The 25,305-nt window shown below is 46.4% G+C and carries 20 protein-coding genes; 9 read left to right on the top strand and 11 right to left on the bottom strand.

The features are described 5' to 3' along the window. Positions 1–198: 198 nt before the first annotated feature. The 3 genes from BUB81_RS19160 to BUB81_RS19150 form a co-directional block, all read right to left on the bottom strand. Positions 199–954 (bottom strand): hypothetical protein, encoded by a 756-nt coding sequence (locus BUB81_RS19160; RefSeq protein ID WP_139241639.1) that lies wholly within the window; start codon positions 952–954, stop codon positions 199–201. 54 nt (positions 955–1,008) lie between these two features. Further along, complete coding sequence (locus BUB81_RS19155) at positions 1,009–2,130, bottom strand: hypothetical protein (RefSeq protein WP_073324974.1); 1,122 nt, start codon at positions 2,128–2,130, stop codon at positions 1,009–1,011. Between the two features lie 126 nt (positions 2,131–2,256). After that, entirely contained in the window at positions 2,257–2,607 is a 351-nt protein-coding gene (locus BUB81_RS19150; protein ID WP_073324973.1) for a helix-turn-helix domain-containing protein, read from the bottom strand. A 185-nt stretch (positions 2,608–2,792) separates the two neighbouring features. Here BUB81_RS19150 and BUB81_RS19145 point away from each other — a divergent pair, with 185 nt between their 5' ends. Beyond that, complete coding sequence (locus BUB81_RS19145; RefSeq protein ID WP_073324972.1) at positions 2,793–3,374, top strand: TolC family protein; 582 nt, start codon at positions 2,793–2,795, stop codon at positions 3,372–3,374. A 305-nt stretch (positions 3,375–3,679) separates the two neighbouring features. Continuing rightward, complete coding sequence (locus BUB81_RS19140; RefSeq protein ID WP_073324971.1) at positions 3,680–6,277, top strand: hypothetical protein; 2,598 nt, start codon at positions 3,680–3,682, stop codon at positions 6,275–6,277. A 310-nt stretch (positions 6,278–6,587) separates the two neighbouring features. Here the strand turns inward: BUB81_RS19140 and BUB81_RS19135 are convergent, their stop codons facing one another. From BUB81_RS19135 to BUB81_RS19120, 4 genes are all read right to left on the bottom strand, one after another. Continuing rightward, the gene (locus tag BUB81_RS19135; RefSeq protein WP_073324970.1) at positions 6,588–9,896 is read right to left on the bottom strand and encodes a S41 family peptidase; all 3,309 of its coding nucleotides are present in this window, start codon (positions 9,894–9,896) and stop codon (positions 6,588–6,590) included. A gap of 73 nt (positions 9,897–9,969) precedes the next feature. Next, positions 9,970–11,997: a transglutaminase TgpA family protein gene (locus BUB81_RS19130; RefSeq protein ID WP_073324969.1), complete on the bottom strand. Its 2,028-nt coding sequence runs from the start codon at positions 11,995–11,997 to the stop codon at positions 9,970–9,972. Further along, positions 11,984–12,973 (bottom strand): DUF58 domain-containing protein, encoded by a 990-nt coding sequence (locus BUB81_RS19125; protein WP_073324968.1) that lies wholly within the window; start codon positions 12,971–12,973, stop codon positions 11,984–11,986. The genes BUB81_RS19130 and BUB81_RS19125 overlap by 14 nt, the downstream gene beginning before the upstream one ends. 2 nt (positions 12,974–12,975) lie before the next feature. After that, the gene (locus BUB81_RS19120; protein WP_073324967.1) at positions 12,976–13,902 is read right to left on the bottom strand and encodes an AAA family ATPase; all 927 of its coding nucleotides are present in this window, start codon (positions 13,900–13,902) and stop codon (positions 12,976–12,978) included. Positions 13,903–14,132: 230 nt separating this feature from the next. Here BUB81_RS19120 and seqA point away from each other — a divergent pair, with 230 nt between their 5' ends. The 7 genes from seqA to BUB81_RS19085 all read left to right on the top strand — a co-directional run bounded on the left by seqA (position 14,133) and on the right by BUB81_RS19085 (position 22,797). Further along, on the top strand, positions 14,133–14,783 hold the full coding sequence (gene seqA / locus BUB81_RS19115) for a replication initiation negative regulator SeqA (RefSeq protein ID WP_073324966.1): 651 nt from the start codon (positions 14,133–14,135) through the stop codon (positions 14,781–14,783). A 38-nt stretch (positions 14,784–14,821) separates the two neighbouring features. Beyond that, entirely contained in the window at positions 14,822–16,474 is a 1,653-nt protein-coding gene (gene pgm / locus BUB81_RS19110; protein WP_073324965.1) for a phosphoglucomutase (alpha-D-glucose-1,6-bisphosphate-dependent), read from the top strand. 202 nt (positions 16,475–16,676) lie between these two features. Next, entirely contained in the window at positions 16,677–19,157 is a 2,481-nt protein-coding gene (locus BUB81_RS19105) for a glycogen/starch/alpha-glucan phosphorylase (RefSeq protein ID WP_073324964.1), read from the top strand. 435 nt (positions 19,158–19,592) lie between these two features. Continuing rightward, positions 19,593–20,906, top strand: coding sequence for a putative bifunctional diguanylate cyclase/phosphodiesterase (locus tag BUB81_RS19100; protein ID WP_073324963.1), 1,314 nt, complete (start codon positions 19,593–19,595; stop codon positions 20,904–20,906). 124 nt (positions 20,907–21,030) lie between these two features. Then, positions 21,031–22,071, top strand: coding sequence for a succinylglutamate desuccinylase (astE, locus tag BUB81_RS19095; protein WP_073324962.1), 1,041 nt, complete (start codon positions 21,031–21,033; stop codon positions 22,069–22,071). Beyond that, positions 22,064–22,480, top strand: coding sequence for an HIT domain-containing protein (locus BUB81_RS19090; RefSeq protein ID WP_073324961.1), 417 nt, complete (start codon positions 22,064–22,066; stop codon positions 22,478–22,480). The genes astE and BUB81_RS19090 overlap by 8 nt, the downstream gene beginning before the upstream one ends. Continuing rightward, positions 22,477–22,797: a heavy metal-binding domain-containing protein gene (locus BUB81_RS19085; protein ID WP_073324960.1), complete on the top strand. Its 321-nt coding sequence runs from the start codon at positions 22,477–22,479 to the stop codon at positions 22,795–22,797. The genes BUB81_RS19090 and BUB81_RS19085 overlap by 4 nt, the downstream gene beginning before the upstream one ends. Positions 22,798–22,862: 65 nt before the next feature. On the opposite strand, the gene BUB81_RS19080 is transcribed toward BUB81_RS19085, so the two are convergent. From BUB81_RS19080 to BUB81_RS19065, 4 genes are read right to left on the bottom strand one after another with little or no spacing between them, the layout of a single operon-like run. Continuing rightward, a complete protein-coding gene (locus BUB81_RS19080; RefSeq protein WP_073324959.1) occupies positions 22,863–23,051 on the bottom strand; it encodes a DUF2897 family protein in 189 nt (62 codons plus the stop codon). Then, positions 23,048–23,728, bottom strand: coding sequence for a M15 family metallopeptidase (locus BUB81_RS19075; RefSeq protein ID WP_073324958.1), 681 nt, complete (start codon positions 23,726–23,728; stop codon positions 23,048–23,050). The genes BUB81_RS19080 and BUB81_RS19075 overlap by 4 nt, the downstream gene beginning before the upstream one ends. After that, positions 23,725–24,852, bottom strand: coding sequence for a succinyl-diaminopimelate desuccinylase (gene dapE / locus BUB81_RS19070; protein WP_073324957.1), 1,128 nt, complete (start codon positions 24,850–24,852; stop codon positions 23,725–23,727). Before dapE ends, BUB81_RS19075 begins: the two co-directional genes overlap by 4 nt. Next, the gene (locus BUB81_RS19065; RefSeq protein WP_073324956.1) at positions 24,852–25,199 is read right to left on the bottom strand and encodes an ArsC family reductase; all 348 of its coding nucleotides are present in this window, start codon (positions 25,197–25,199) and stop codon (positions 24,852–24,854) included. Before BUB81_RS19065 ends, dapE begins: the two co-directional genes overlap by 1 nt. Between the last annotated feature and the right edge of the window lie 106 nt (positions 25,200–25,305).

Genomic DNA, 25,305 nt, shown 5'->3' with positions numbered 1-25,305 from the left:
GATGAAATTTACAGGCACTTGTATGATTCTCGCAAGATTAGCCCGTTATCCGGCAAGGATACTCATTGAACAACTGCTAGAGTCTCATGGTAATACACAAATTGTTTGACGACGTTAAAACGCTACCAGAAGGTGTTTGAACATCTGACACCAATTAACCATGAGAGCTTTACTTATTTTCTGAATTCAAGACGAGCTTCATACTTTGAAGTCGTTGGGTGATATGGAGAAATCAAACTTCGTTATGTCTTTGGCTGCATGACCCCCGAGTTTGTCTCTAAGTTCATTTTCTATTGCCTTGTATTCAATTGTATTTAAAGCTAATTCTACATTCCGAATATCAATTAATGAATCTGCTTTACTCATAATTTGTGAGTTCGGCTTTGATGAAAATGAAACAAAAAACAACGATAAAGTTACTGTTGAATCATTACAAATAAAACCAAAAATTATTGGACTTCCTTGGTTGACGGCATCTGTCCACCATGCCGTTATTCGAGGCTCAGAGGTCAAAGGTTTTTTGCTATTCGAAAGTGTAGTTGCAAGATATTTCAACAGTGATTTTTGCCATTTTGATGTCGAATAGTTAACAATATATTTCCACATCTCGCTCAATGGATGTGTTGTTGCTTTTTCTGCATGGTCAGTAATTTTTATCTCTTTTGAGCTAGTTACTGAAAAAGCAAGTTGACTAAGTTGATTGACCAATTCTTCAACTGGTGTTGTGTTACATAAACGCTTTTTTTCTCCATTTGCTCTTGATGCGGCTATTGCATAAAGCAAGCAATTATTAATTGCTGAGCTGGATGATATTGGCTGGGTACATTGATGAAAAATTAGTACTTGCTCAATTGAGGCGGCTCCGACGTTATAATTCACCTCATCTTTTATTTGAACAGTATTTTTGATTGGCGAAAATACAAGCGAAACCTGTTTGTTGGATGTGTTTTCCATATTTTGACTCCCATTATATTGTTTATAAAGGGCCCTCATGAGCCCTCAACTACACTAGCTGCCAAAATTTAGTTTCTGTTTTTTAATGTGTTTCTTAATTTGATCGCCTAAAGCGCTTGTAATATCACCTTTGACTTTATCGTAAACTTCCATATCTAATGTTAAGGTTATGGCTGTCGAGGCAATATTCACATTTTCACTGTGAAATGAGACAAAAAGCGAACGCCAGTCTTTGAAAGCCACATCAATGTTCATATAAATGCAAGTCACTTCTGCTGAGCCTTGGTCAACTGTTACCGGGCCCCATGCAACTTGCGAATTATTTTCATGAGAACTCGCAGAATTCCACCAGAAGTCCAAAAAGTTAGCCACACCTGTATTATCAGGATCTTCTGTTAACAATTTGGCTAGATTTTCGAATTCTGAGAGCTCAGGACCGGCAATATATGCCGAAACTATAGTGGTGACTATGTCTTTTAGATTGATTTCTCCACTATGAGTGGACTTATTTACTTTACCTGCAGATGCTGAATGTACTATGAATCCGAGGTCAGACATTTGTGCAATAACTTCGTCATACCATTGTTCGGTAGTAAGATATTTTGACGAGCTAATATCGATACCTTTACTTTGAAGTACAGAGCGAGCTGCAGCTTGCGAGTAAAGTGTTACATTCGCCACTGCTTCTGAAAATTTCTTGTCAATATCAGGGGCTGCATAGTTCATTTGACTATCAATCGCTGTCGCATTAACAGATGTTGTCGGGGAATTGACTGCCAATGTAGACACTTCTGGAAATTGGTCAGTTGGTTTGTAGATCTCATTATTTGAGATTGAACAACTATTCAATGCAATACTGTAAGCGCTTGGAACTTGCTCTGCAGTAGACGTTCCATCTGCAAACAGTAGTTCCTGATGTGGCAGCACCCTCAATTCTGTCTTCTTGTCTCCAAATGTCTTTTTATAGGCCGCGTTGAATTTCCCAATGACGGAGTCGCAACCGCAATCGGCTGAAAACTCAATTGAGTAACTGTTATCGCCGCTTTGTGATGGTCTTGAAAACTGCCCACGACTACCAAAATTTGCATAACATTTGGCATAGGAATGGCCAAACATTTTAAAGTCCTGTTCCTCATTAAATTCAATACTGAAACTTCCTGATGATTTCTTACACATAATGTTTACCTTAACGTTGTGATATTGAGCGAACTGCTCATAGTTAAGTTAGTGCAATGAACCTTCTGTCTCACATGAATACCTTGCGTAACATGCAAGAATATGATGTTTCTGTTTGCGTAGTGCTCAACTCTTATTGGAATTGATATGCTCGTTCAGAAAAGAGATTACTTCTAAAGCTGATTTTTCCGACAATTTTGTTGTAATTAAATATTTTAGTCGCGGTTGTTCTCCTGCCATATCACCCTCACCACAAATTAGCCAATCCAACGAAACAGATAATGCGTTTTTTAGTTTAATAATGTGTTTTAGTTTAATTGCAGATCCACATTTCCATCGACAAATAGTACTTTCTGACACTCCAATTTCAGCGGCTAATGATGCATTTTTGGTGTGGCCAACATTAATCATGGCTTTGGTTAACCTATCTCCAAATGAGAGGCTTTTGTTCGTTTCGCGTTTGATTGGTGCTTCCATGTCCGTATCCTTGGTATTCATGGAGTAAAGAAAGGCAAGCTTTTGTGCAAGGTTGAGTAATCCAAATAAGCTTAGTCTAAATTGTTGTCGGTGATGAAAAACTGGTGTTTTAGGAAACATATTCGATCACTTTATAGGAATTACAAAACTATCTACTTGGGCTCGACATCAACTGGCCGTTTTCATTGAACCAGACTTACATTCAGCAATTGCGTACGGCGTTGCGCCAGCATCCGGTTATTCAGGCGCGGGCGGCCGGTGTCGCCTCGTTAACCAATGAACAACGGTTGGCTAAAAACCAGTTGCTGCCAACCTTAGATATGAAAGCGGCAGTTGCACAGGATTTTGGTAGTGGCCCGGTTAACCTTGAAGATACCGAAACCAAAGTGGCCCTGCAGTTCTCTTATCCATTGGGTAACCGCAAAGCCAAAGCCAAACTATCGAAAGCCGATGCCGAATTGGCGGCCAGTAAACTGGAGTTGAACCTTGCTGAACAAAAACTGCGACAAGAGTTTGAGCAAGCCGTAGTGCAGTGGGAGCAATCACAACGCGTGGCGCAGCTACAACAACAAAATACCAAAGTTAAAGAAGAGTTGTCGTGGCTGGAGCAACAGCGTTTTGAGAAAGGCGATAGCGATTTATTCAAGCTTAATGCAAGGGCATCTCAGGTTATGAATGCACGGCTTAAAAACGTAGAAGCAGTGATTAATGCCATGTACGCCGAGTTAAGCCTGCACTGGGTGGCAGCTCGATTAGGCGAAGTGTAGCGGCTGGGGCTTGTTTTAGTTTACGACAGCGAACAAAAGAATAGTCAGTTCTTAAAGACTTTGCCAATGCAAGATCAATGGCGAGATAAGGGTTTTGGTAGCCTGCTGTGCAATTCGATAAATCCCGCAAAATGGCCTAGCTTATCCAGTGGGGTATTTCGGCGGTAAATTCGCGGCTCACCAATAATGGGATATATAAAACACTGCACTTAATTGGGGCTTTTCTGCTAGTATGGTGTAAATCTTGTTCAATTAATAAGCAAAAAGAAGCATAAACTTTAATAGAAAGATGGACCTGGATATCAATGAAGTTTAATTCGTCAAAAGCTATACAGAAAGCGCTATTTTTAATTACCTCTATTTTAACATTAAACGCTTGTGGGTCTGGTGGAGCAGAAGAGTCAGACACTATAGCTCCAGTTATAAATGTCCAGGTGGCTGACACAACAGTGTGGGCACAGTCAGATGTAAAGTTTGATATCTCCGTTACTGACAATAAAGATAGTACAATTTCATATACGCTGAATTGTAATGCGGGCGAGACATCAGGAGCTATTCTAAGCACTCCTAATGTTAACGAGATTACCGATATAAGTTGCCAAATTACCGCACGAGACAGCGCTGGAAATAGTGCCACTAAATCGCAAACCATAACAGTTAATCCTGTTAAACTTACGGTTACCCAAGTCCCTGAAGAGATTACTCAGGGCAAAGTCATTAGTTTTGAAGTTACCGGGCCTGAGGTTTCGGTCGCTGAAGCATTTGGAATGCTAGGCAACACAGAAGTGACGTTGCTCACTTCAGAAGACCCAATATTCGACGGGCAGTTACTGCTATTTATTCCGTTCACAGAAGTAGGCTCAGTTACCCTCGAAGTTACTATTGCTAGCTACACATTTACTTCTGAACTGGAGATCAATGAAGCGATAACGGTCGATAACCCAAGCGAATATTTGACTAGTGAAATTGATACTTTCTTTGAAGATTACAGGGATGAGCTCGAATCAGTCGACTTAGACGAAATAAAAAGTAGTATTGATAGCCTGACCGAAAGTGAAAAAGCCATTTTTGCCATCATTTTTAAACAGAATTTTGGACCAATACTAGACTACATTGCAGAAGAGGAGCTGAATAGTAATGGGGGACAGGTAGCTATCAATGCTATCGATTTTGAAAAATGCTCGACCTTGGGTTTACGATACGTTCGTGGCGTTATTTTACTAGCTAGTGGCTCTGGTATTGTCGGCGTGGGTGTGTTGTCCACAACGGGAGTTGTTACTGCTCCGCTGGGTGTTGCAATTTCGGGTGTTGGCCTGGCTATCGCCTTAAAAGGCGCATCCATCATGGAACAAAAGCAAACAGAGATTCTAAATACATGTCTAGAACCCTATGATGATTTGTTAGGCTCATCCTCTACAAAACGCAATACGTTAAAATATTTAAGTGATACAAAAGTATTTCCTCAGGATACCACCTCAACCCATCGTTTTGACGAGGATGTTCCAGAACAAATGGAGTTTGAAATAGATCTGACAATCAAAGACGAAGAAACCAAAGGGTATTTCGTTGAGGCAACAAGTATGATTGTTTCTCTATTAAATATGCTCAATGAAACTGAAGTTGGAATGGGGAAATTCACATCTTTAATTGCCCGTATAGATATTGAACCTACAAGAACCGAAAGTGTTGAGGGCTCACTTCTTACGGTTAAATCTGTTTCCGAACCAAATGTAAGTTTTGATATTTATTCCTCCAGTTCCGCCTGGATAAGCTTTGTCGCAGATTTTATTGACTATGAAGTAGTTCCAGAGCAAGGCTATTCCGAATTCACCGTAACCCTTTATTACAGTAAATATGATACTGATATTTCATTCGACGTTCAGCTTTTTGTAAAGGATGAGCCAGAACTGATTAGTTGGGATGAAGAGGGAGAAGTTTTTACGCCAAGAACTATTAACTTCGTGGTTGAAGAAGATGAGTTGTTAGTCTTCACAATACAAAACATCGGTTATAGTTCTATTGATTTAAATAATATTAGATGGTCAAACACAAATGATTTTGAACTAAAGCTAGTAAACTCACTTGAGCCATCAGATTTACCAGAGAACTTAGTACTTGGACACAATGAAAATGTTCAGTTTTATTTTGCCCCCAAAGAAGACCGGAGTGTAGAAGATCAAACTGTCATTATTACCTTGGGTGAGGCGGGTCGCTCACAATTTGATTACACAGTTAATGTGAATGTAATTGTAAATAACTATGAATTAGTTTTTTACAATGGCCCAGGCAACTCTTCAAATGAATTAGTAGACGTTTATAAAGTAATTAAACCGAATGATAGCTTAACTGTATATAACGATATTTATGAGCATGTTGGCTTACGTCTGAATGGTGAGACAGTGCAAGTATGGAACAATTTGGTTGAAGGTCCGCGAGAAACTACGCGAATATACTTCAGTGGTGAGTTTATTGCGGAAGACATTGAGGATACTGATTATGTAATTGAGGTATATGACGCTAGCAACAGTAGGGCTGTCAGCGTACCAGTAAATTTGACAATTTCAAATGCGGGATATCGCGCTTTCATTGGAAAAACGCTTAAAGTTTCTGGGTATAACGACACTGAATCTAGTGAAATAACATTTAACGATGATTTTACTTATCAATTCAGATCAAATCCTTCATATGGTACTTTTTCTTTAAGTGAAACATCGCACACCCCACAAAAATGCCCTGATGACTCAGTGATTTCAAAGTTTAAAGTAGGTGCTTTGAGAATTCATGGGGGCCAAGCCCAACTACCTAGTTATATTATTGCTTATGAAGATGGTACTTACTCTGCAAATTCAACGTATGCCTGTGAGTCGTATATCTATTATTGGAAAATAGAACCTGGAGGCTAATAATCTTGAGATAATTAACCAAAGAAAAAAGAGTAGGAACTGACAGAGTCGCTAGCAATTAACCAAATTAGAAAGTTACGTAAATATGCTAGTATTTTTAACTACTGCGTTAGTGCAATAACTGTGTGCTTAGTAATAAGAATACACACTCCTTTTATCTGTAAAATACAATGCAATTACTACTTATTGTGAAAGCATTCTTTTTATAGCAAAGAGCCGGACTAATTTTGATAAAATGCAAAAACAAACAAACAAACAAACAAACAAACAAAACAAAGGGGCAATGCTGCCCCTTTGTTATTTGTGTTGGTTATTTCACGTCCTTCGCGGTTTCATCAACCGCTGGGTACGCTTTGGGTTTCAGTGGTTTAACGGGTTTTTTCCGTAGTTGTTTTTTGAGGTATTTCACCGCCGCTTCTAACTGGGCATCTTGTCCGTTAAAGGTAGCATGGGGCAAATTGTCTACTTCAACATTCGGGCTCACTCCGTGGCCTTCCACAACCCAGTTTCCTTCCATATCAAACACTGGCAGTTCAGCCACTCGTGCCATGCCGTTGTCAGCCAGTCTGTTTAGTCCGCGCAACCAAATCCCCGCACCGGCTGTTTGTTTGCCTATCACCGGTCCCAATTCCAAGGATTTTACCGCAGCAGTAAAGGTTTCTCCGTCGGAGTAGGTGTACTGATCGGCGAGAACAACTAGGTGGCCTCTGAAGGTCTGTTGCATATTTGTTGAGGGATCGGCGTTGCCAATGGTCCAGAACATCCACACCCGGCGCAGTAGCTTTTCAATTAACCAACTATCGATATTGCCGCCGCGGTTGCGTCGCACATCAATGATCAGTCCGCCTTTTTGGTTTGCGGCATAAAACTCTCTGGCAAATTCGCTGACATCATTGCTGCCCATCGCGTAAATGTGCATATAACCTATGTCATCATCCTGCGCCGTTACTTTTTTGCGATTAGACGTCACCCAGTCCTGATAGCGCAAGCGGAAGGCCTGACCGTTACTGATAGGGTAGGTCACGGTATGGTGTGATTCACCGTCACGCAGAAGGGTTAGCACAACCTGTTTGCCTGCCTGGTTAAGCAGCGCGTTGTGAACCGCTTGTATGTCTTTTACTTCCCGGCCATTAATGGCCTGAATAATATCGCCATTTTGAGCATTAGTGCCCGGCTTTTGCAGTGGCGATGCATTGGCTGGTAGCTCAGTGTCGTACTGATAAATATGTTCTATTACCACGCCTTGCTCAGTCTGTGTCAGCATGGCTCCCAGACTGGCCGGCTTCGGACGGTCCGGCGTGTCTGGCACATCGCCGCCATATACCTGTGAATGCAAGACATTCAGTTCGCCGATGAGTTGCGCCAGCACATCGTTGAGTTCATAGCGGTCGGTAATACGCGCCAGTAAGGGGGCGTATTTGGCTTTTGCTTGAGACCAGTCAACGCCACGCATGGCTTTGTCATAAAAGAAGTCCCGGTGCATCAACCAGGCGTCGTGAAACAGCTGTTGCCATTCCTGCTCCGGTGAAATGCGCAGTTGCCAGTCCTTAACATTCATTCTGAATGGTTTGCTGTCTGACGGGAATTTTTTGCCCGCAGGTACCACGTAAATTTGATCATTGTTGCTGCTGGGTTTTAACACTAGCAGCTGTTTGCCATCGGGGCTCATGTCAAAACCGGTGATAGGAGAGACGACCGTAGATGTTTCGTTTTTCGGCGAGAGACGAATCGCTTTCAGGGCCGTTTTATTGCCTGTTCCTTCACGTTGACTGACGAACAGGTATTTGTTGTTTGCCCGCAACTGTGTGTAGTTGTCAGCTTTTGCAGGTACCTGCCACAGTCGTTCTGATAACCCCTGCCAGTCAACCACGGTTTCAGGTGCGGTATCTTCTGTCTCTGTGGCCTCGTCTTCACTGTTGTCTTCTGCGGCCGTTTCTTCAGATTCAGGCTCAGCGTCGTCAGATTCCGGCTCATCCTTTAACATGGCCAGTTCATTGGGCTGCTGAAAAGGAAATTCGGCGTCTTGCTTTAAAGCATAGGCATAAATTAGCGTTTTATTGTCGAAGCTCGTACCCATGTTGCGGTCGCCCCACGGCGAGCGAGTTGTGGGGGTAAACGCTCTGTCAGACAGGAAGTACAGCCAGTCACCGTTTGCCGAAAACGCCGGGGAATAACTGTTGTACTTATCACTGGTGAGTAACACACCGTCATCGGTTTGCGTATCAAGCAGGTAAAGCCGGCTGCGCTGATTGCCCTGTGTATTAACAGTGAGTGCCAATAATCTGCTGTCGCGACTCCACACTACATTGGCATAGGGGCTCATTTCCGATTGCCCCTCAAATACCTTGCGGTTTTCCAATGTTTCCAGGTTAAGCAGCCACAGGTCACCATTGAAGTCATCGTGGGCGATATATTTACCGTCAGGTGATAAAACCAGGTTCCAGCGACTTACGGTTGCGTCTTGTGTAAGCTGCTTCTGTTCGTCGGAGCCATCGGCTGCGAATTGCCAGATTTCCATTTCGCCACTGGCATCATTGATGGCATAAACCCATTTTCCGTCATGGCTTAATATCGCTTTGCGGGAACGAGATTGCGCCGGCGTGCTGATGGGTTTTAAGCGGCGGCCGTCTGAGCTGGCTACAGCAATGTGACCTCGGGCGGTGATGACCGCTTGTTTCTGCTCTCCAGAAAAGCCCACGTTAGTCATATATTTTGTGGGGGTTGTCAGCCACTTGTCCCGCTTGTGTGGAAAATCAGATGTCAGGTGAATAGGGAGCGTGGTAATACTGTTGTCGCGTAAATCCAGTACCTTTATGTCGGCACCATGCTGAAAAGCAATTTTACCGTTTGAGAGCGAGGCATCCCGAACCGGGTAGTCGCTGAAATCCGTAATGGCTTTTTTGCGTTTACCAGACAACGTCATTTGCCAGATATTGTCATTGCCATTTTCATTGCTGATGAAATACAGTGTGTCCTGCCAGCGCATCGGCTCTCTGACAGAGGCATCGTGATCGCCAGTTAACAGAGACGCCTCGCGATCGTCGTTTAAATCAAAACGCCACAATTCACCTTGCGCGCCGCCTCGATAGTAGCGGGCATTATCATTCGAGACTTGCAGGCCAAACTGCACGAAATACAGTTCATTACTATTATCTACCACCCCTTCAACAGCATCAGCGACCGGCAGTGTGGTACTGATCAGTGTATTGGGATCCACGGTTTTTAATGTCCAGTTACCGGTAGGGCCAACCCGGGACATAGTGGCGAAGACAACGTTCCCCTCTGGGGTCCATCCGTGTACTTTTACGGCACTGTTCTCAAAGCTGATGCGTTTGGCAGAACCGCCATTCACGGGCATTACATAGACTTCATTGGTGCCTTCGTAATTGGCCACGAAAGCGATTGATTTGCCATCTGGTGATATTGCGGACTCGCGCTCTTCTGCAGGGTGGGTGGTCAATCGTGTCGCCGATTGCTGCCCCAACTGATACACCCAAATATCGCCTTCGGCGGTAAACGTAAGCGTGTCATTGTGTAGTGAAGGATCGCGGTAATAGTCGGTATTGGCCAGACTGCCGGCACTCAGGCCAAGTAAGGTTACTAGTGTAATAAGACGCATATAGGAATCGTCCCTGTCGTATTGATTTATGATTATTGAATCAACACCATAAAGGCCGACAGGGTTTTGTCAACTAGGCTGCGGGTTGTCGTCGAATTTGCCTGATAAACGCCTTGCAGTCGCTTACAAAAGCGGCGGTTTTACGATCCGGTTGTGCTGGTTGATACTGCAAGCGGATGTATTGCTCGCTCAGCGAACGAAATTGGGCTGAGCTGGCTGGTGGCAAATGCGCGAATACTTTGTCCTGGTAGGCCTGAGGGCCAAGGTTTTTACGCTGAATGCCGGTGTATCCCGCTACCGCAGTAACGGCCTTTTGATACCACAACACCACGGGTTCCATTTGTTGCTTGCGCCAGTGAGGAATAAAATACAGTGCCAGCAGCAGGCCAATAACACCGAATATGGCCAGCACCAGATAAGTAATGCTCTTGCCGGTAACTTTACCCAGTAGCAACGCTAGCAGATTCTGTTGACGCTGCGCGTCAAACCCCAGTACCCAGCGACTCCACTGGTAATCCATTAAGCTATACAACATTTGCAGATCGGCCAGGAAAGGCAATTGCTTCAATCGCGCCAGTTGGTTGTTAGCCAGGAAGGCTTCTTCTTCAACGGCCTGCTGAATGCCAAATTGAATGCGTTGTGGGGCTATGACTGCAGTGGGATCAAACCTAACCCAGCCTTGTTCGCCTATCCAGGCCTCTACCCAGGCATGGGCGTCGTACTGATACACACTGAGTACGCCAGGCTGAAGTACTTCGCCGCCGTGATAGCCTGCCACCATTCTGGCCGGAATGTCCATTAAACGAAGCGTGTAGGCCATGGCACTGGCGTAGTGGGAGCAGAAGCCCTGCTGATGCGTGAACAAGAAATCATCCACTGGTTGGTCGGGCATTGCAGGCGGCGTTAAGGTGTAGGTAAACCCCTGGGTAATAAAATACTCAAGCACGGCTTTGATTTTGTCTTCGGGATCAGAAAAACGTGTCGCAATATCCCGTGCCCACTCCTGGGTGAGGGGATTCACGGCCGGGCTTTCTGGCTTTTGTAGGTTAAGGCGCTGATCCAATGATTCCAGCGTTTGGCTCATATCGGCATTCGGGTAAGAACGCAGGCGATAAGCGCGTCTGGTCGACAACGGTGATTCACTTAGGATCTGGTAATCGGCGCCGCGCCAAATCATTTGGTCGCTGGCGTGATCGGCGGGCACGGCAATGTCAATGCCATACAGCCAGTGTTTATTGGTCGGTTGAGCTATCACTTCATACTGCCACCAACTGCCACTAAGCGACGGCGAAAATTCGTAGTTAAGCAACCGGTATTGCTGTCTGGCTTGCTTGCGCAGCGGGCTCACCGTCCATTGTTTACCGTCAAACTGTTCCAGGGTAATGGCACGCCAGTAGCGTTCATGGGGCTCAGGTACAGGGCCTTCAAAGGTCGCGCGAAAGACCAGTTCAGAGGACTGGGTTAAAGAAGCAATGTCGCCAGGGGAGACCGTGTCGGTGAGGCCGGTTTCGGTACTTTTGCCTACCGGCATTTTCCACAAGGGCGGTAATTTGGGCACAATTAAAAACAGCAAAATGGCAATGGGCAGTGCTTGTATGCCCATTGTGAGCACTCGTTTAGCATGCCAGCTAACGGTTTGCGATGGCGTAAAATAGCGAGCAAGGGCAACTAGCAGCGCCAGGGTCAGCAGGCCATAAAACAGCGTCATTACAAAGGATTGATGGAAGGTAAAGCCTATACCAATAACAAACAACGCGGTGCAAAACAGGTGAAACAGATCCCTTGGAGCATTCAGCAACATCAGTTTTAGCGCGCCCGCCAGAATGAGCAGATTGACCATGGTTAACAACAAGCCAATGGAAAAGCTGAACCACACCAAACATACACAACACAATAAGCCGAGCAAATTGATAGTGCGGGAACTGGGAACAGGTTGATACCAGCCAATGTACATGACCACTCGCATGGCCGTGGCGCATACTGCAATCAACAACACCCAGAACAACAGTGGCTCGAACAAACTGATACTCAGAATGCAAAACACTATCGCCATCAATAAGCTGGCGGTTTGATTGCGGATCAGTTTGTCAATCGGCTGCATAGGGCTGGTCCGTAGTGCGGTACTGAGCAAGCTGGCCCAAACACTGTAATTTGTGTTGTTCACCGCTGCCGGGCTCAACAATCTGATCTCCCAGACGCAAACCAAAGGTTTGCTGTTGTCCGATCAGCCTGTTTACCTGATAGCTTAGCAATCCCAGTGCTTTCTCCAGCGGTTCATCCTGATACATGGCCAAACTCAACCAGCCGCTTTCCTGGCGGGACTGAGTAAACGTCTTGGTCGCCAGGTCACCCCCTTTTGCTGCCTGTTTCCAGGCGACTCGATTCATAGGATCGCCGGGTCGAAAGTGTCTTAAACTGTCAAATTCATCGATACCGAGGTTGGGGCCACTGGTATCGCCTTGCGTTGTATCTGCACTGTCTAATCTAAGTGAGGACGGTACAGGGGCAGGGTAAACGATAAGCTGTTGCTCAAAATCCAAATGAGTCCAGCAGCGAAACAGTCCTAGTGGGTATGTCGACGAAAAAGTGATTCGGGGTAGGTTAAAGATTCCCCTGACTCGGGTTGGCAGTAACAGCTTCAACTGCTTTTCCTGATCAGCACGGCGATTGAGCAGCGATAGTGAGGTGCCGCGCAGTTGCATATGTAAGCCACCGTAAAATGGCTGCTGCGGGTGTTTGTCTTCTAATTGCACTGTAAGCAGGGCATGTTCGCCCGCGGTCACCGGTGCTATGGGTTTTAGCGAAAGCGTGGTTGCAGTGAAATTCCGGTAACTAATGAATAAGTGGAGCAAAAAGACAGCAAGTAAAAACTGACACAGCAACAGCATCAGGTTGTTTTGGTAGTTGGTTCCCAGCAAGAATAAGCTGATACAGGTAAGTAAATAGCCAAAGCCAAAGCGCGTTGGAAAAATAAAGACGTTTTTTAAGTGCAGAGTGTAGCGATTACTGGCGGGTATACGCTTACGTAACCAGCGTTCGTGGTATTGATTAAAGCGCGCAGACAGTCTGGCCAGCATGACTAAGCAGCCAGTGGGTCTGTGAGATCCAATATGCGCTGACTCAGCAGCCCATCTTCCCGGTAGTCGGTTTGACTGCCGCGCAACCTGTGCTCAGCAATAGCGGTAAACACAGCCTGAATATCTTCCGGTAACACAAAATCACGATTGTGCAGAAAGGCCCAGGCCTGAGCGCCGCGTAACAGCGACTTGCTCGCGCGAGGCGAAAGTGGATAGGGGAATTCTGCATTATCACGACTTTGCTGCACCAACCTCAGCAGGTAATCCAAAATGGGCTCACTGGCGTGGACCTGTGTAACACTGTGCTGCCAGTCTTTCAGTTGTGCCGGGGTAATAACCGGCTGGGCATTTTCAGCAGTTGGTGCAGGTGACGGAGTCGTTTGACGCAGCATGGCTTTTTCAGCAGCGGTGTCCGGGTAACCCAGGCTGATGCGCATTAAAAATCTGTCCAGTTGTGATTCGGGCAGGGGGTAGGTGCCTGCCTGGTACGCAGGGTTCTGAGTTGCTATTACAAAGAACGGGACAGGTAAAGCATGGGTTGTACCGTCAATACTGACCTGATTCTCTTCCATGGCCTCCAACAGTGCGCTTTGGGTTTTAGGACTCGCACGGTTATTCTCGTCAGCCAGCACCACTTCACTAAAAATCGGTCCTGCGTGAAATTCGAAACGTTGTTGCTGCGCATTGTAAATATTGACGCCTAACATATCCGCAGGCAATAAGTCAGATGTGAACTGTATGCGGGAAAAACCCAATCCAAACACTTGGGCCAGCGCATGAGACAGGGTTGTTTTCCCCATGCCGGGTAAGTCTTCAATTAATAAGTGACCATTGGCCAGTAAGCAGGTTACCGCCAGTTTGATTTGGTGTGGCTTGCCCAGGATCCGCTGATTAAGGGTGTCTATAGCTTCAGAAAGTGCTGTATGCATTCGCCATTCCGCGTTGGTTTATTGTTCAATACGCTCTGTGTATTTACTGGACTACTATACCGGCAAATAATTTTATTAACGTAACCAGACTGATACGTAAGTATAGGAGATGTCTGGATTTTGTCATTGCAGACGTAAGCAAATTGCGATGGGACGAAAACTTGTACCGATAAAGGGCTGTGATCCTCTTCGGGGTTGATTATAATGACCGCCAAAAAAAGGAAGTCAGAATGAAAACAATAGAAATAGATGATGATTTGTATGCCTTTATTGCCGGTCAAACCAAGCATATTGGCGAGAGCGCGTCGCAAATTCTGCGTCGTTTGCTAATGACCGACAGTGTTGAAGACACATCGACTTCTGCAGAAGCCGCTGAACCGGTTGCCGATACGCCGGCTGCCGAGCCGGAGACAGCGCCGGTTGAAGTCAAGAAGGCGGCCCCAAAAGCCAAAGCCAGTTCCAAAGCGAAATCTGTTGAAGCAGATGCTTCCCCTGCAACCAATGTTGTTGCAACGGTACCGGCAAATGCCGACGACGATGCATTACTGAAGCAAGTGAACCCCGATGCTTTAAAGCAGTTTGACAAACGCGTTGACCAGTTCTTGTATATTTTGCAGCAAGCTTATGTGTTACAACCCGCCGAGTTTGCTCAGGTTGAGACCATAAAGGGCAAGAACCGCAAATATTTTGCAACCAGCAAGGAAGAATTGCTGGCCACCGGCAGCAGCACGAACCCCAAAGCGATTCCCGACAGTGGTTATTGGGTGGTAAGCAATAACAATACCGCGAAGAAGCTGGCTATGCTGTCGCAGGTTTTGCAGATCCTGGGATATAGCGATAAGGTAATAGCATCCGTTACGGAGACCTTCTCCGCGCAGTAATTCACATTCCGAAGTACAAACGTTAAAAGGACAATTTCATGGCGTTACACCCCGAGGCAGGCAAGGCCGCAGCAGAAGAGCAACTGATTAACGTTGCTCAACTGGTGAGTCAGTATTTTAGCTTTCATCCCGACCCAACCGATCCCGCACAAGCGGTGAGCTTTGGTACATCCGGACACCGGGGCACGGCGGCAAACACCACGTTTACTGATACGCATATTGCGGCTATCTGTCAGGCGCTGGCAGAATATCGCGAGCATCAGCAAATCACCGGGCCACTGTTTATAGGTAAAGACACCCACGCGTTGTCTGAGCCCGCCATGATTACCGCTATTGAAGTACTCAGCGCAAATAACGTGAATGTGGTTATTCAACGCGCTGACAACGCGTCTAAAGGTTACACACCCACGCCGGTAATTTCCCGCACGATCATTCGCTACAACCGCGGTCGTACCGATGCATTTGCAGATGGCATCGTCATAACGCCTTCACACAACCCACCGTCAGATGGTGGGTTTAAGTACAATCCGCCTCACGGTGGTCCGGCGGACAGTGATGTCACTAAGATCATCCAACAGCGTGCCAACGCGTTAATAGCTGCGGGTAATAAAGACGTTAAACGTTTGGACTTAAAAACCGCAATGGCGTCAGATCTGGTAAAAGAAGACGACTTCATGATGGATTATATTGCCGATTTAGAAAAAGTCGTCGATATGAAAGCCATTGCAAAAGCCGGTTTGAAGCTGGGCACTGACCCTTTAGGTGGTGCTGGTGTGGGCTACTGGCAACATATTGCTGAGCACTATGGCCTGGACATTACAGTAGTAAACCCGAAGGTTGATCCGCAGTTCGGCTTTATGCGTCGCGACAAAGACGGTAAGTTGCGCATGGACTGTTCTTCGGCTTACGCCATGGCCGGACTCATCGAATTAAAAGACAAATTTGATTTAGCCTGGGGTAACGATCCTGACTTTGACCGCCATGGCATCGTATGCCCGAGTGGTGGGCTGATGAACCCGAATCACTATTTGGCGGTTGCCATTGATTATTTGTACCGACATCGCGCTGATTGGCCAGCCTCATTGAAAGTAGGTAAGACCCTGGTGTCCAGTAGCATGATTGACCGCGTAGTGAATGATATGGGCCGTGAGCTGGCAGAAATGCCGGTAGGCTTTAAGTGGTTTGTACAAGGCTTGTCTGACAGTGAACTGGGTTTTGCCGGTGAAGAAAGTGCAGGGGGGATTTTCCTGCAGCGCAATGGCGAAACCTGGGCCACCGATAAAGACGGCTTCATTATGTGTTTGCTGGCGGCGGAGATTTTGGCTGTGACCGGAAAAGACCCGGGGCAGCATTACGCTGAATTAACCGATAAGTTTGGTGCGCCCTGTTATCAGCGTGTAGACGTTGCTGCGAGCCTGGAAGAGAAAGACAAGCTTTCAGCCATGGATGCCAGTGTCGTCACCAGTGAATCACTTGCTGGCGAACCAATAACTAATGTGCAAACACACGCGCCTGGCAATAACGCAGCGATTGGCGGTGTGAAGGTGTCCACTGAAAATGGATGGTTTGCTGCACGACCGTCTGGCACTGAGCAGATATACAAAATCTACGCAGAAAGCTTTAATGGTGAAAGCCACTTACAGGATTTAATAAAAGAAGCCGAAGAGTTGGTTGCTAAAATTATTAAATAAACCGCTACAAGGCGAATGATTTAATTCATCTTTGTTAATTAAATGTAAAAATCCAGCTGATTGATTATTATTTCAGCTGGATTTTTTGTTTTTTAACAAAAAAATTACAAAAAAAGTTTTTTAGGACTGCTATATTCGCTCTATAAGTTGTAAGTTAATTACATTTAGTGTGTAAATTTTGACCGATAGAGTGAGAGCGCCAATGAGCGGGAAAAAATCAAACCTCCAAACTGAAGTAACGATCAGTAAAAGCGAATTCAAAGCGTCGGTGGTAAAACACCTCCACTGCACCCTGGGCACAGATGAGAATAAAGCTAACAACCACGCCTGGTGGAAAGCGACCTGTGCAGCAATGCAAGAGCAAGTCCTTGAAGGACTAAGAAAAACCCAGAAAACACATTATTTAAACGATACCCGCGCAGTACACTATTTCTCTGCTGAATTTTTGATGGGACGTTTGCTTTCTAATAACCTGCAAAATTTTGGTTTATTTGACGTTGCTAATGATGCACTGAATGAACTGGGCGTAAGCCTGAGTGATGTTCTGGAAGAAGAGCCGGATATGGCACTGGGTAACGGTGGTCTGGGTCGTTTGGCTGCGTGCTTTATCGACTCACTGGCAACCATGGATTTACCGGCCATCGGTTACGGTATTCACTACGAACACGGATTATTCCGTCAGGAAATCCAGGGCGGTGCCCAAATTGAGCGTCCGGACAGCTGGCGTGATTACGGCAACCCATGGGAAATTTGCCGTCCTGAGTCTATTCAGGAAGTGTCGCTATACGGTTACGTAGAAACTAAATACGGTGAAAACGGCCGCATTCAGAAAGAGTGGCACCCGGGTCACATTGTGAAAGGGGTACCATGGGATATTCCGGTTGTTGGTTACGGCGGTAAAAACGTTAACGTACTGCGTTTGTGGCAGAGTAAATCGTCTGGTTACTTTAACTGGGACGTATTTAATGCCGGTGGCTATGTTGATGCACAGGTTGAAAATGTGCAGGCCGAGACGATTTCGAAAGTACTTTACCCGAATGACGAAACCGAAGCCGGTAAAGAATTGCGTCTGATTCAACAGTACTTCTTCTGTGCCTGTTCATTAAAAGACATTATCCGTCGTTACAAGCGTGCGCATGGTGACGACTGGAGCCGTTTCACTGATCAGGTTGTGATCCAGTTAAATGACACCCACCCGGCTATCGCTATTCCAGAATTGATGCGGATCCTGGTCGACCGTGCTGAGCTGGATTGGGACAGCGCTTGGGCGATTTGTACCAAGGTCTTTGCGTACACAAACCATACTCTGTTACCAGAAGCGCTGGAAAAATGGCCTGCACGCATGATTGAAAAAATACTGCCACGCCATTTGGAAATCATTTACGAAATCAACCATCGCTTCATGAAAGAAGTCGACAAAAAGTGGCCTGGCGATAATGAAGTGAAAGCCAAGTTGTCCATCATTGAAGAAGGCAACGAAAAAATGGTTCGCATGGGCAATCTATCTGTGATTGGTTCATTTGCGGTAAACGGCGTAGCGGAAATTCACTCTAAGCTGGTTAAACAAAACCTGTTCCCTGAATTCGATGCGCTATGGCCAGGCAAACTGACTAACGTTACAAACGGTATTACGCCACGTCGCTGGTTGAAAGCCTGTAACCCGTCGCTGTCTAAATTGATCGACAAAAAGGTCGGGGCCGACTGGCCGCTGGATCTTAAGCAACTGGAAGGGTTGGCTAAATACGCCGACAACAAGACGTTCCAGAAGCAATTCATGCAAGTGAAGCAGCAAAACAAAGAAGTATTGGCTGCGGAAATTAAACGCTCGCTGGATCTGGATGTTGATACTAACGCCATATTTGATGTGCAAATTAAGCGTCTGCACGAATACAAGCGTCAACACTTAGCGCTTCTTCATATTATGGCGTTGTACCGTCGTTTGCTGGAAAACCCGGATTACGACATGCATCCGCGTGTATTTATTTTTGGTGCGAAAGCCGCGCCGGGCTACAAGCTGGCAAAAGACATTATTTTTGCTATCAATAAAGTGGCTGAGAAAATCAATAACGACGCGCGTGTGAACAACAAGCTGAAAGTCGCTTTCCTGCCTAACTACCGCGTTAGTCTGGCAGAGAAAATGATCCCGGCTGCTGATGTATCTGAGCAAATCAGTACTGCAGGTAAAGAAGCGTCGGGTACCGGTAACATGAAGTTGGCCCTGAACGGCGCTATTACCGTGGGCACGCTGGACGGTGCAAACATTGAAATCGCCGAAGAAGTGGGCGACGACAACATCTTTATTTTCGGGTTAACCGTTGATGAAGTAAACGCACTGAAAAAATCGGGCTATAAGCCATACGATTACTACTACAAAAACGCCGAAATTAAAGCAGTGCTGGACTGGATGGAAACCGACTACTTTACGCCGGGTAAACCAGGTGCGTTGTCGTCCATTAAGCAAAGCTTGCTTGATCACGGTGACCAATATCTGGTTCTTGCTGACTATGAGGCATATTCGGAAGCTCAAAAACGTGTGGACGAAGCGTATCGCGATAAAGAGCGTTGGGCACGTATGGCCATCATTAATACAGCGAAGATGGGTAAGTTCACCTCAGACCGTTCTATTCAGGATTACGTCGAGCGTGTTTGGAAGCTGAAGTCTTGTCCGGTAAACAAAGCCTGATAAATCAGCGCATTGCATAAATCGAAAACCGCGGCCTGATGCCGCGGTTTTTTGTTTGATTTCAATGATATTGAGGTACGACCTCTGCGTATTGTTACGTTTTATTAACTTGCTTGGAAAGCGGGGGCACCTTTCGTTTTATTCGGGATTATTGGTTCGAGGATTGATCTCAAAGATTCGTGGAATAACGCTGAAGGGCTTGTTTTTATTGGCCTGTATTCATTTGTAACAATACGGCAGTGTGGTATTGAACTCGCTTAGAGATCAATAATTTATACAATTTAGCCAATTGGCTTGATGCAACAAAACCCTGCCTGATACAGGGGTATATATTTTAATACATATTAACGCTTGCATAGACTTTAGTTCAGTGTTTCCATAGCCATCAATCAATAACTTACTGTTTATTCAGATTTTTAAGGCCAAACGCGTTTTATGACCGTTTCTCACTCAACACTAGCGACGATTCCGAACCGCTACGCATTTATCGATAAGATTGCGTCGTGCGGCGAGCGTCATACACAGCTATCGCTAATGTTGATTGACGTGGTACGTTTTTCCGACGTGACCACCAGCTTTGGCATTGAAGTGGGTGATCAGTTCTTATTAGAAATTGCCAATCGCCTGCAGCGTTTATTCCATCACAATATTGAATTTGGCCGTATCAGCGGCGATGTGTTTGGTGTGGTATTGCCGGGCATACATTCGCCCGTTGTGTTGCAGCAGCAATTTGAATATCTGGCAGAACATTTCAAAACGCCCATGTACTACGATGGTCATGCATTTATTGCAGATTTCAATGTGGGTGTTGTCAGCAAATCCCAGGGCGCATTCGATTTAACCTTGTTTGTTTCCAGAGCTGAAGCTGCCTTGAAGCAGGCGAAGGAAAACAAGTACGAAAACTTCTCGTTGATGAGCATGCACGACAAGGCGGAAACGGGCCGCAGTCTGGCATTAAAGGCCGATTTGCAACGGGCGTTGGCACGCAATGAACTCGAGCTTTATTACCAGCCAAAAGTCGATTTATCGACACTCACCATTGTGGGGGCTGAGTGCCTGTTGCGCTGGAATCACCCGACCGATGGGTTGCTCTTCCCGGGGCCGCTTATTGAGGCAGCCGAGTCTTATCACATGATGAACGAGCTCGGTTACTGGACGCTTGAGAGTGCGATTCGTGGTTTGGTCGGCTTTGAAGCGCATGGGCTTGATATCACTCTGTCTGTCAATATTTCTCCAACGCAGCTTTACGATACCAAACTGGTACCTACGTTAAAGCGCTTAACACACCGGTATGGTGTGAATATGAAGCAGTTGGAACTAGAGTTAACCGAAGACATCGCCGTATCTAATTCCCTGATGGTGAAAAAGCAGTTGGCAGAGCTACGCCAGCTCGGCATTCAGGTGGCTGTTGATGATTTCGGTAAAGGCTATTCAAACCTGGCGTACATTCGCGATCTCGAACTCAATACACTGAAAATAGATAAAACATTTGTAATGGAACTTACCGATAACCCGGTGAATAAAGCCATTATTGAAGCCGCGCGCATAATCGGCCAGGCCAAGGAATGTGAAGTCATTGCTGAAGGTGTTGAAACCATTGAGCAATTGCACCTTCTGCGTGAGATTGGCATTCGCTACGGACAGGGTTACCTGTTTTCTAAAGCCATCCCACACCAGTCTTTTATCTCCCTTGCCCAGCAGGACATCATTGTAGGCGACTCGCCTTATCGACAAATGAAAGCCGTTTAGCACCAACGTTGTAAGCTTCTCGCTACAATTAAACGGTGTGTTATGTCTATTTACCCTGCGAATACTTCTTTCGTCATACCTGACACGTTACACTATGGTTTTTTACTGATCCTACGTAGTTATCATGACACTTGAGTCACTGGCCAATGGCCAATTTTTACACATTTCTCGCTTTTCTCCCGAATCGTTACCCTGTGGCGAGACCTATAAGCTTGACGATGGTGCAACAATAGAGTTGCTGGCGCCGGGTGTTGTTCAGCTAACGCCGGCCAAGCTTGCTGAATCCGGCCTGAAACACATTGTATATTCGTGTGGTATTCACGGTAACGAAACCGCGCCCATCGAAATTTGCTCAGATTTACTGGACGACCTGATTAATGGCCGCATTGGTTTGAAGCATCGGTTGCTGTTGATCTTTGGCAATCTGCCGGCGATGAATATCGCCAAGCGGTTCGTTGAAGAAAACATGAATCGGTTGTTCAGTGGTGAGCATGCAAATGGACCGTCTAACCCTGAGCGGGAGCGCGCGGCCCAACTGGAAGCATTTGTGTCGGCATTTTATGCAAAAGCCAGCGACGAAGAAGAAAAGATACATTACGATTTGCACACTGCAATCCGCGAATCGAAAAATGAAAAATTTGTCGTCATGCCATTTCTCAATGATGGCCGGCATCACAGTGCGAAGCAATTTGGTTTCTTACACGCATGCGGTATTCAGACGTATTTGTTGTCGTCTGCACCTACAACTACCTTTAGCTATTACTCCAGTGCTACGCACAAAGCGAGGGGATTTACGGTTGAATTGGGACGAGTGAAACCGTTTGGTGAAAATGACATGACCCGCTTCGAAGCCGCCAGAGAGAGCCTTACCCGGTTGATTAGCGAGGACGACTTTGCGCCTGCAGTCGATGTGAATCAATTAACACTGTACAAAGTGAACCAAGTTATTAATCGTCAGAAAGACGACTTTGTGCTTCATTTCGATGACGATGCCCCCAACTTTAGCGATTTTAAAGCGGGCACTTTGTTGGCCAGTGAACCTGGCGCACGCTATGAAGCACAGCAGGACGGCGAAGCTATTGTGTTCCCGAATGCCAATGTGGCAATCGGGCAGCGCGCATTATTAACGGTTATTCCAACAACTCTGGAGACAATGGATGTTTAATTTGGATCCTCGCCTTGCGGGAGATACCTTGCTGGTTGGCGAACTGCCATTATGTCGTGTTTTGCTCATGAACGACGCGCAATATCCCTGGCTTATTTTAGTGCCGCGGCTAGCAGATGTAGTGGAACTAACCGACCTGTCTGATACCGACTATCAGCGTTATTGCACTGAGAGCCGCGCGGTGGCAAAAGCCATGTTGGAAGTCTACCCGGATGCGAAACTGAACATTGCGGCCTTGGGCAATGTTGTGTCGCAGTTGCATATTCACCACGTTGCGCGTTTTAATAACGATGCTGCCTGGCCGGGACCTATTTGGGGAAAACACCCAGCAATACCTTACGACCCGGAACAAGCAAACGCACTGGTTAAGCAATTTCAGACACAGCTATCGATTAAGGAAGGATCATGATTCTTACCACTACGCCCTCTATTGAGGGAAAAACCATTAAACAGTACCACGGCATTGTGATTGGCGAAGCGGTAATGGGCGCCAATATTTTCAAAGATTTGTTTGCGTCTATTCGCGATATCGTCGGTGGGCGTTCAGGCTCTTATGAAGATGAACTCACCAAAGCCCGTCAAATTGCATTTCGTGAGCTCGAACAGGAGGCGCGAAACATGGGCGCAAATGCCGTTGTGGGTATCGATTTAGATTATGAAGTACTGGGCGATAAAAACAGTATGCTGATGGTGAGCATGAGTGGTACTGCGGTAACGGTAGAATAAGTAAAACGCGGTTTTAAAGCGCCAGTTGTAACTGGCGCTTAGCGTAATAGCCTAGGCTTGTTTGCCTACGACTTATTGTTGTCGTGTTGTGATGTTTCAGCTTCAGGCGTTTGTTCGTCATCCTGACTGTTTTTCTCTGGCACGCGATAAGCCGGGGGTAATTTAAACTTTGCGCTGTAGCGTAGCAGCATGATGTTGCTTACTATGACGCCGAGCACCAGTACAATGATGCCGACAATAAACCAGGTATTCATGCCGTAACGCCCTCATTTAATACGTATCTTGGATACAGTTCATCAAACATTGCCAACACCGTAGATTTCCCCTGCATCTCTGCCTGCGCTAAACTCGCCCTGAGTTGTTCAGGATTACGCAAGGCTTCAAATTCCGCTGCTGTGGGCGCAAAGGAAAGGTGCCATAGCTCGGTAGCAACGCCACCGTTATTTTTCAGAAAAGGCCGCATGAAACCATGTTCAGCCAGGTGTGCGTCCATCCAGTTAGCCAGAGCGAAACAAGGGCCGCCTTCGCGGTACTCTGCGTCGATCAGATCCAGTTTGCCACCACACGCCTCAACAGCGACTTTGTCGTACACATCGAGATCCGTTCCCCAATGGTGGCGGCTGCCACCCGGCAGGGCTGACCAGGTCAAAATAGCATACACTTTTTGCTCGTCTGTTAACGCCTTGGCATCGAGTGGTTGGTCGGTTTCGTCGAGCAGCGGCAGTTCACCGGTCCACTTGCGATTCCAAATAGACAGCTGGCGCTGAAATCCACGGTAGCTGCTGACAATTTGCATGTCCTGCCCATCCTGAGCGGCATGGGACTGCATGGCTTTAAACGCATGGGCAGCGTCAGCGTGAAGCTGATGTCCGTTACCCACATCAACCAGATGCTGGTCATTCAAGCCGAGCCATGCGTCCGCGTGAATCATGTAAGCAGGTGCTCCATAATACGGTAGTAAATGCGTTCCAGATGGTAGAGGTCCTGAATACGAACGTGCTCGTCAATCTTGTGAATTGACGCGTTTACCGGCCCCAGTTCAACAACCTGAGCCCCGGTGGGCGCAATAAAGCGGCCGTCAGATGTGCCACCGGCGGTAGACAGTTCGGTATCAAAATCCATTTCAGACGAAATGGCCTTTTGGGCTGCCTCAACCAGATCACCTTTGTCGGTTAAAAAGGGTTGGCCATTAAAGGTCCACTTTATCTCGTAGTCGAGATTGTGACGTGCAAGGATTTCTTCGACGCGTTTAATTAACTCCCGATCAGTGACTTCTGTCGAAAACCGGAAATTAAAACACACGTGTAACTCACCGGGAATGACATTGCCTGCGCCGGTTCCAGCGTGAATATTCGATATTTGAAAACTGGTTGGCGGGAAAAAGTCATTGCCATTGTCCCAGTGAGCGTTGGCCAGCTCAGCCAAGGCAGGTGATGCATCGTGTACCGGGTTTTTCGCCAGGTGAGGGTAGGCCACGTGACCCTGAATACCTTTTACAATCAAGTCGCCGGTAAGCGAGCCACGACGACCGTTCTTTACAACGTCACCAACGGTATCGGTACTTGAGGGTTCACCAACAATACACCATTTGATTTTTTCGTTGCGGGCTTCAAGGGTATCGATGACACGCGTGGTGCCATTTATAAATGGGCCTTCTTCATCACTGGTGATCAAAAACGCAATACTGCCGTGATGATCAGGGTAGTCGTTCACAAACTGGCGTGTTGCCGTAAGCATGGCCGCCAGACTTCCTTTCATATCTGCTGCTCCGCGCCCATATAACACGCCGTCTTTCTCGGTGGCAGAGAACGGCGGGGTTTTCCAGGCTGATTCCGGTCCGCTGGGTACAACATCGGTATGGCCGGCAAAACAGAATACCGGGCCATCGTTACCGCGACGCGACCATAAGTTAGTAGTGTCTTCGAAGACCATGGTTTCGTTGTTAAAACCCAGCTCCGCCAGCCAATCTTTCATCATGTCCTGGCAGCCGGCATCTTCCGGCGTAACCGAACGACGGTTAATCAGGTCTTTAGTGACCGCTAATACATCTTTCATCAGGCAAAAATCTCTTCGTACTGAGCAGCTTTAAAGCCAACGTGGAAGTTCTGTTCAACCTGTAACAGCGGGCGTTTTATCATGGCCGGATGTTCAGTTAACAGGGCCAGAGCGGTATCGGCAGATACGGAAGCTTTTTGTTCGTCAGACAGCTGGCGGTAAGTGGTACCGCGTTTGTTTAACAGTGCTTCCCAGCCCAGGGCGTCCAGCGCTTGTTGTAATGTATCCTGCGGAACACCCTGTTTGCGGTAATCGTGAAAGGTAAAGTCCAGGTTTTTTTCGGCCAACCAGGTTTTGGCTTTCTTAATCGTATCGCAATTGGGGATCCCATACATGACTAGATTCATAAAGGCGTCTCGTTTTTCATATTTTGTGTGTGGTGCAAGTCTATATTGCCCGTTAATTCCATGCAAAGAATTGGTGCGCAATCACCATTATCAAGGGCTATATGAT

The organism is Marisediminitalea aggregata (assembly GCF_900129565.1).
Classification (GTDB): domain Bacteria; phylum Pseudomonadota; class Gammaproteobacteria; order Enterobacterales; family Alteromonadaceae; genus Alteromonas; species Alteromonas aggregata.
This window is presented reverse-complemented; position numbering and strand designations above follow the sequence as displayed.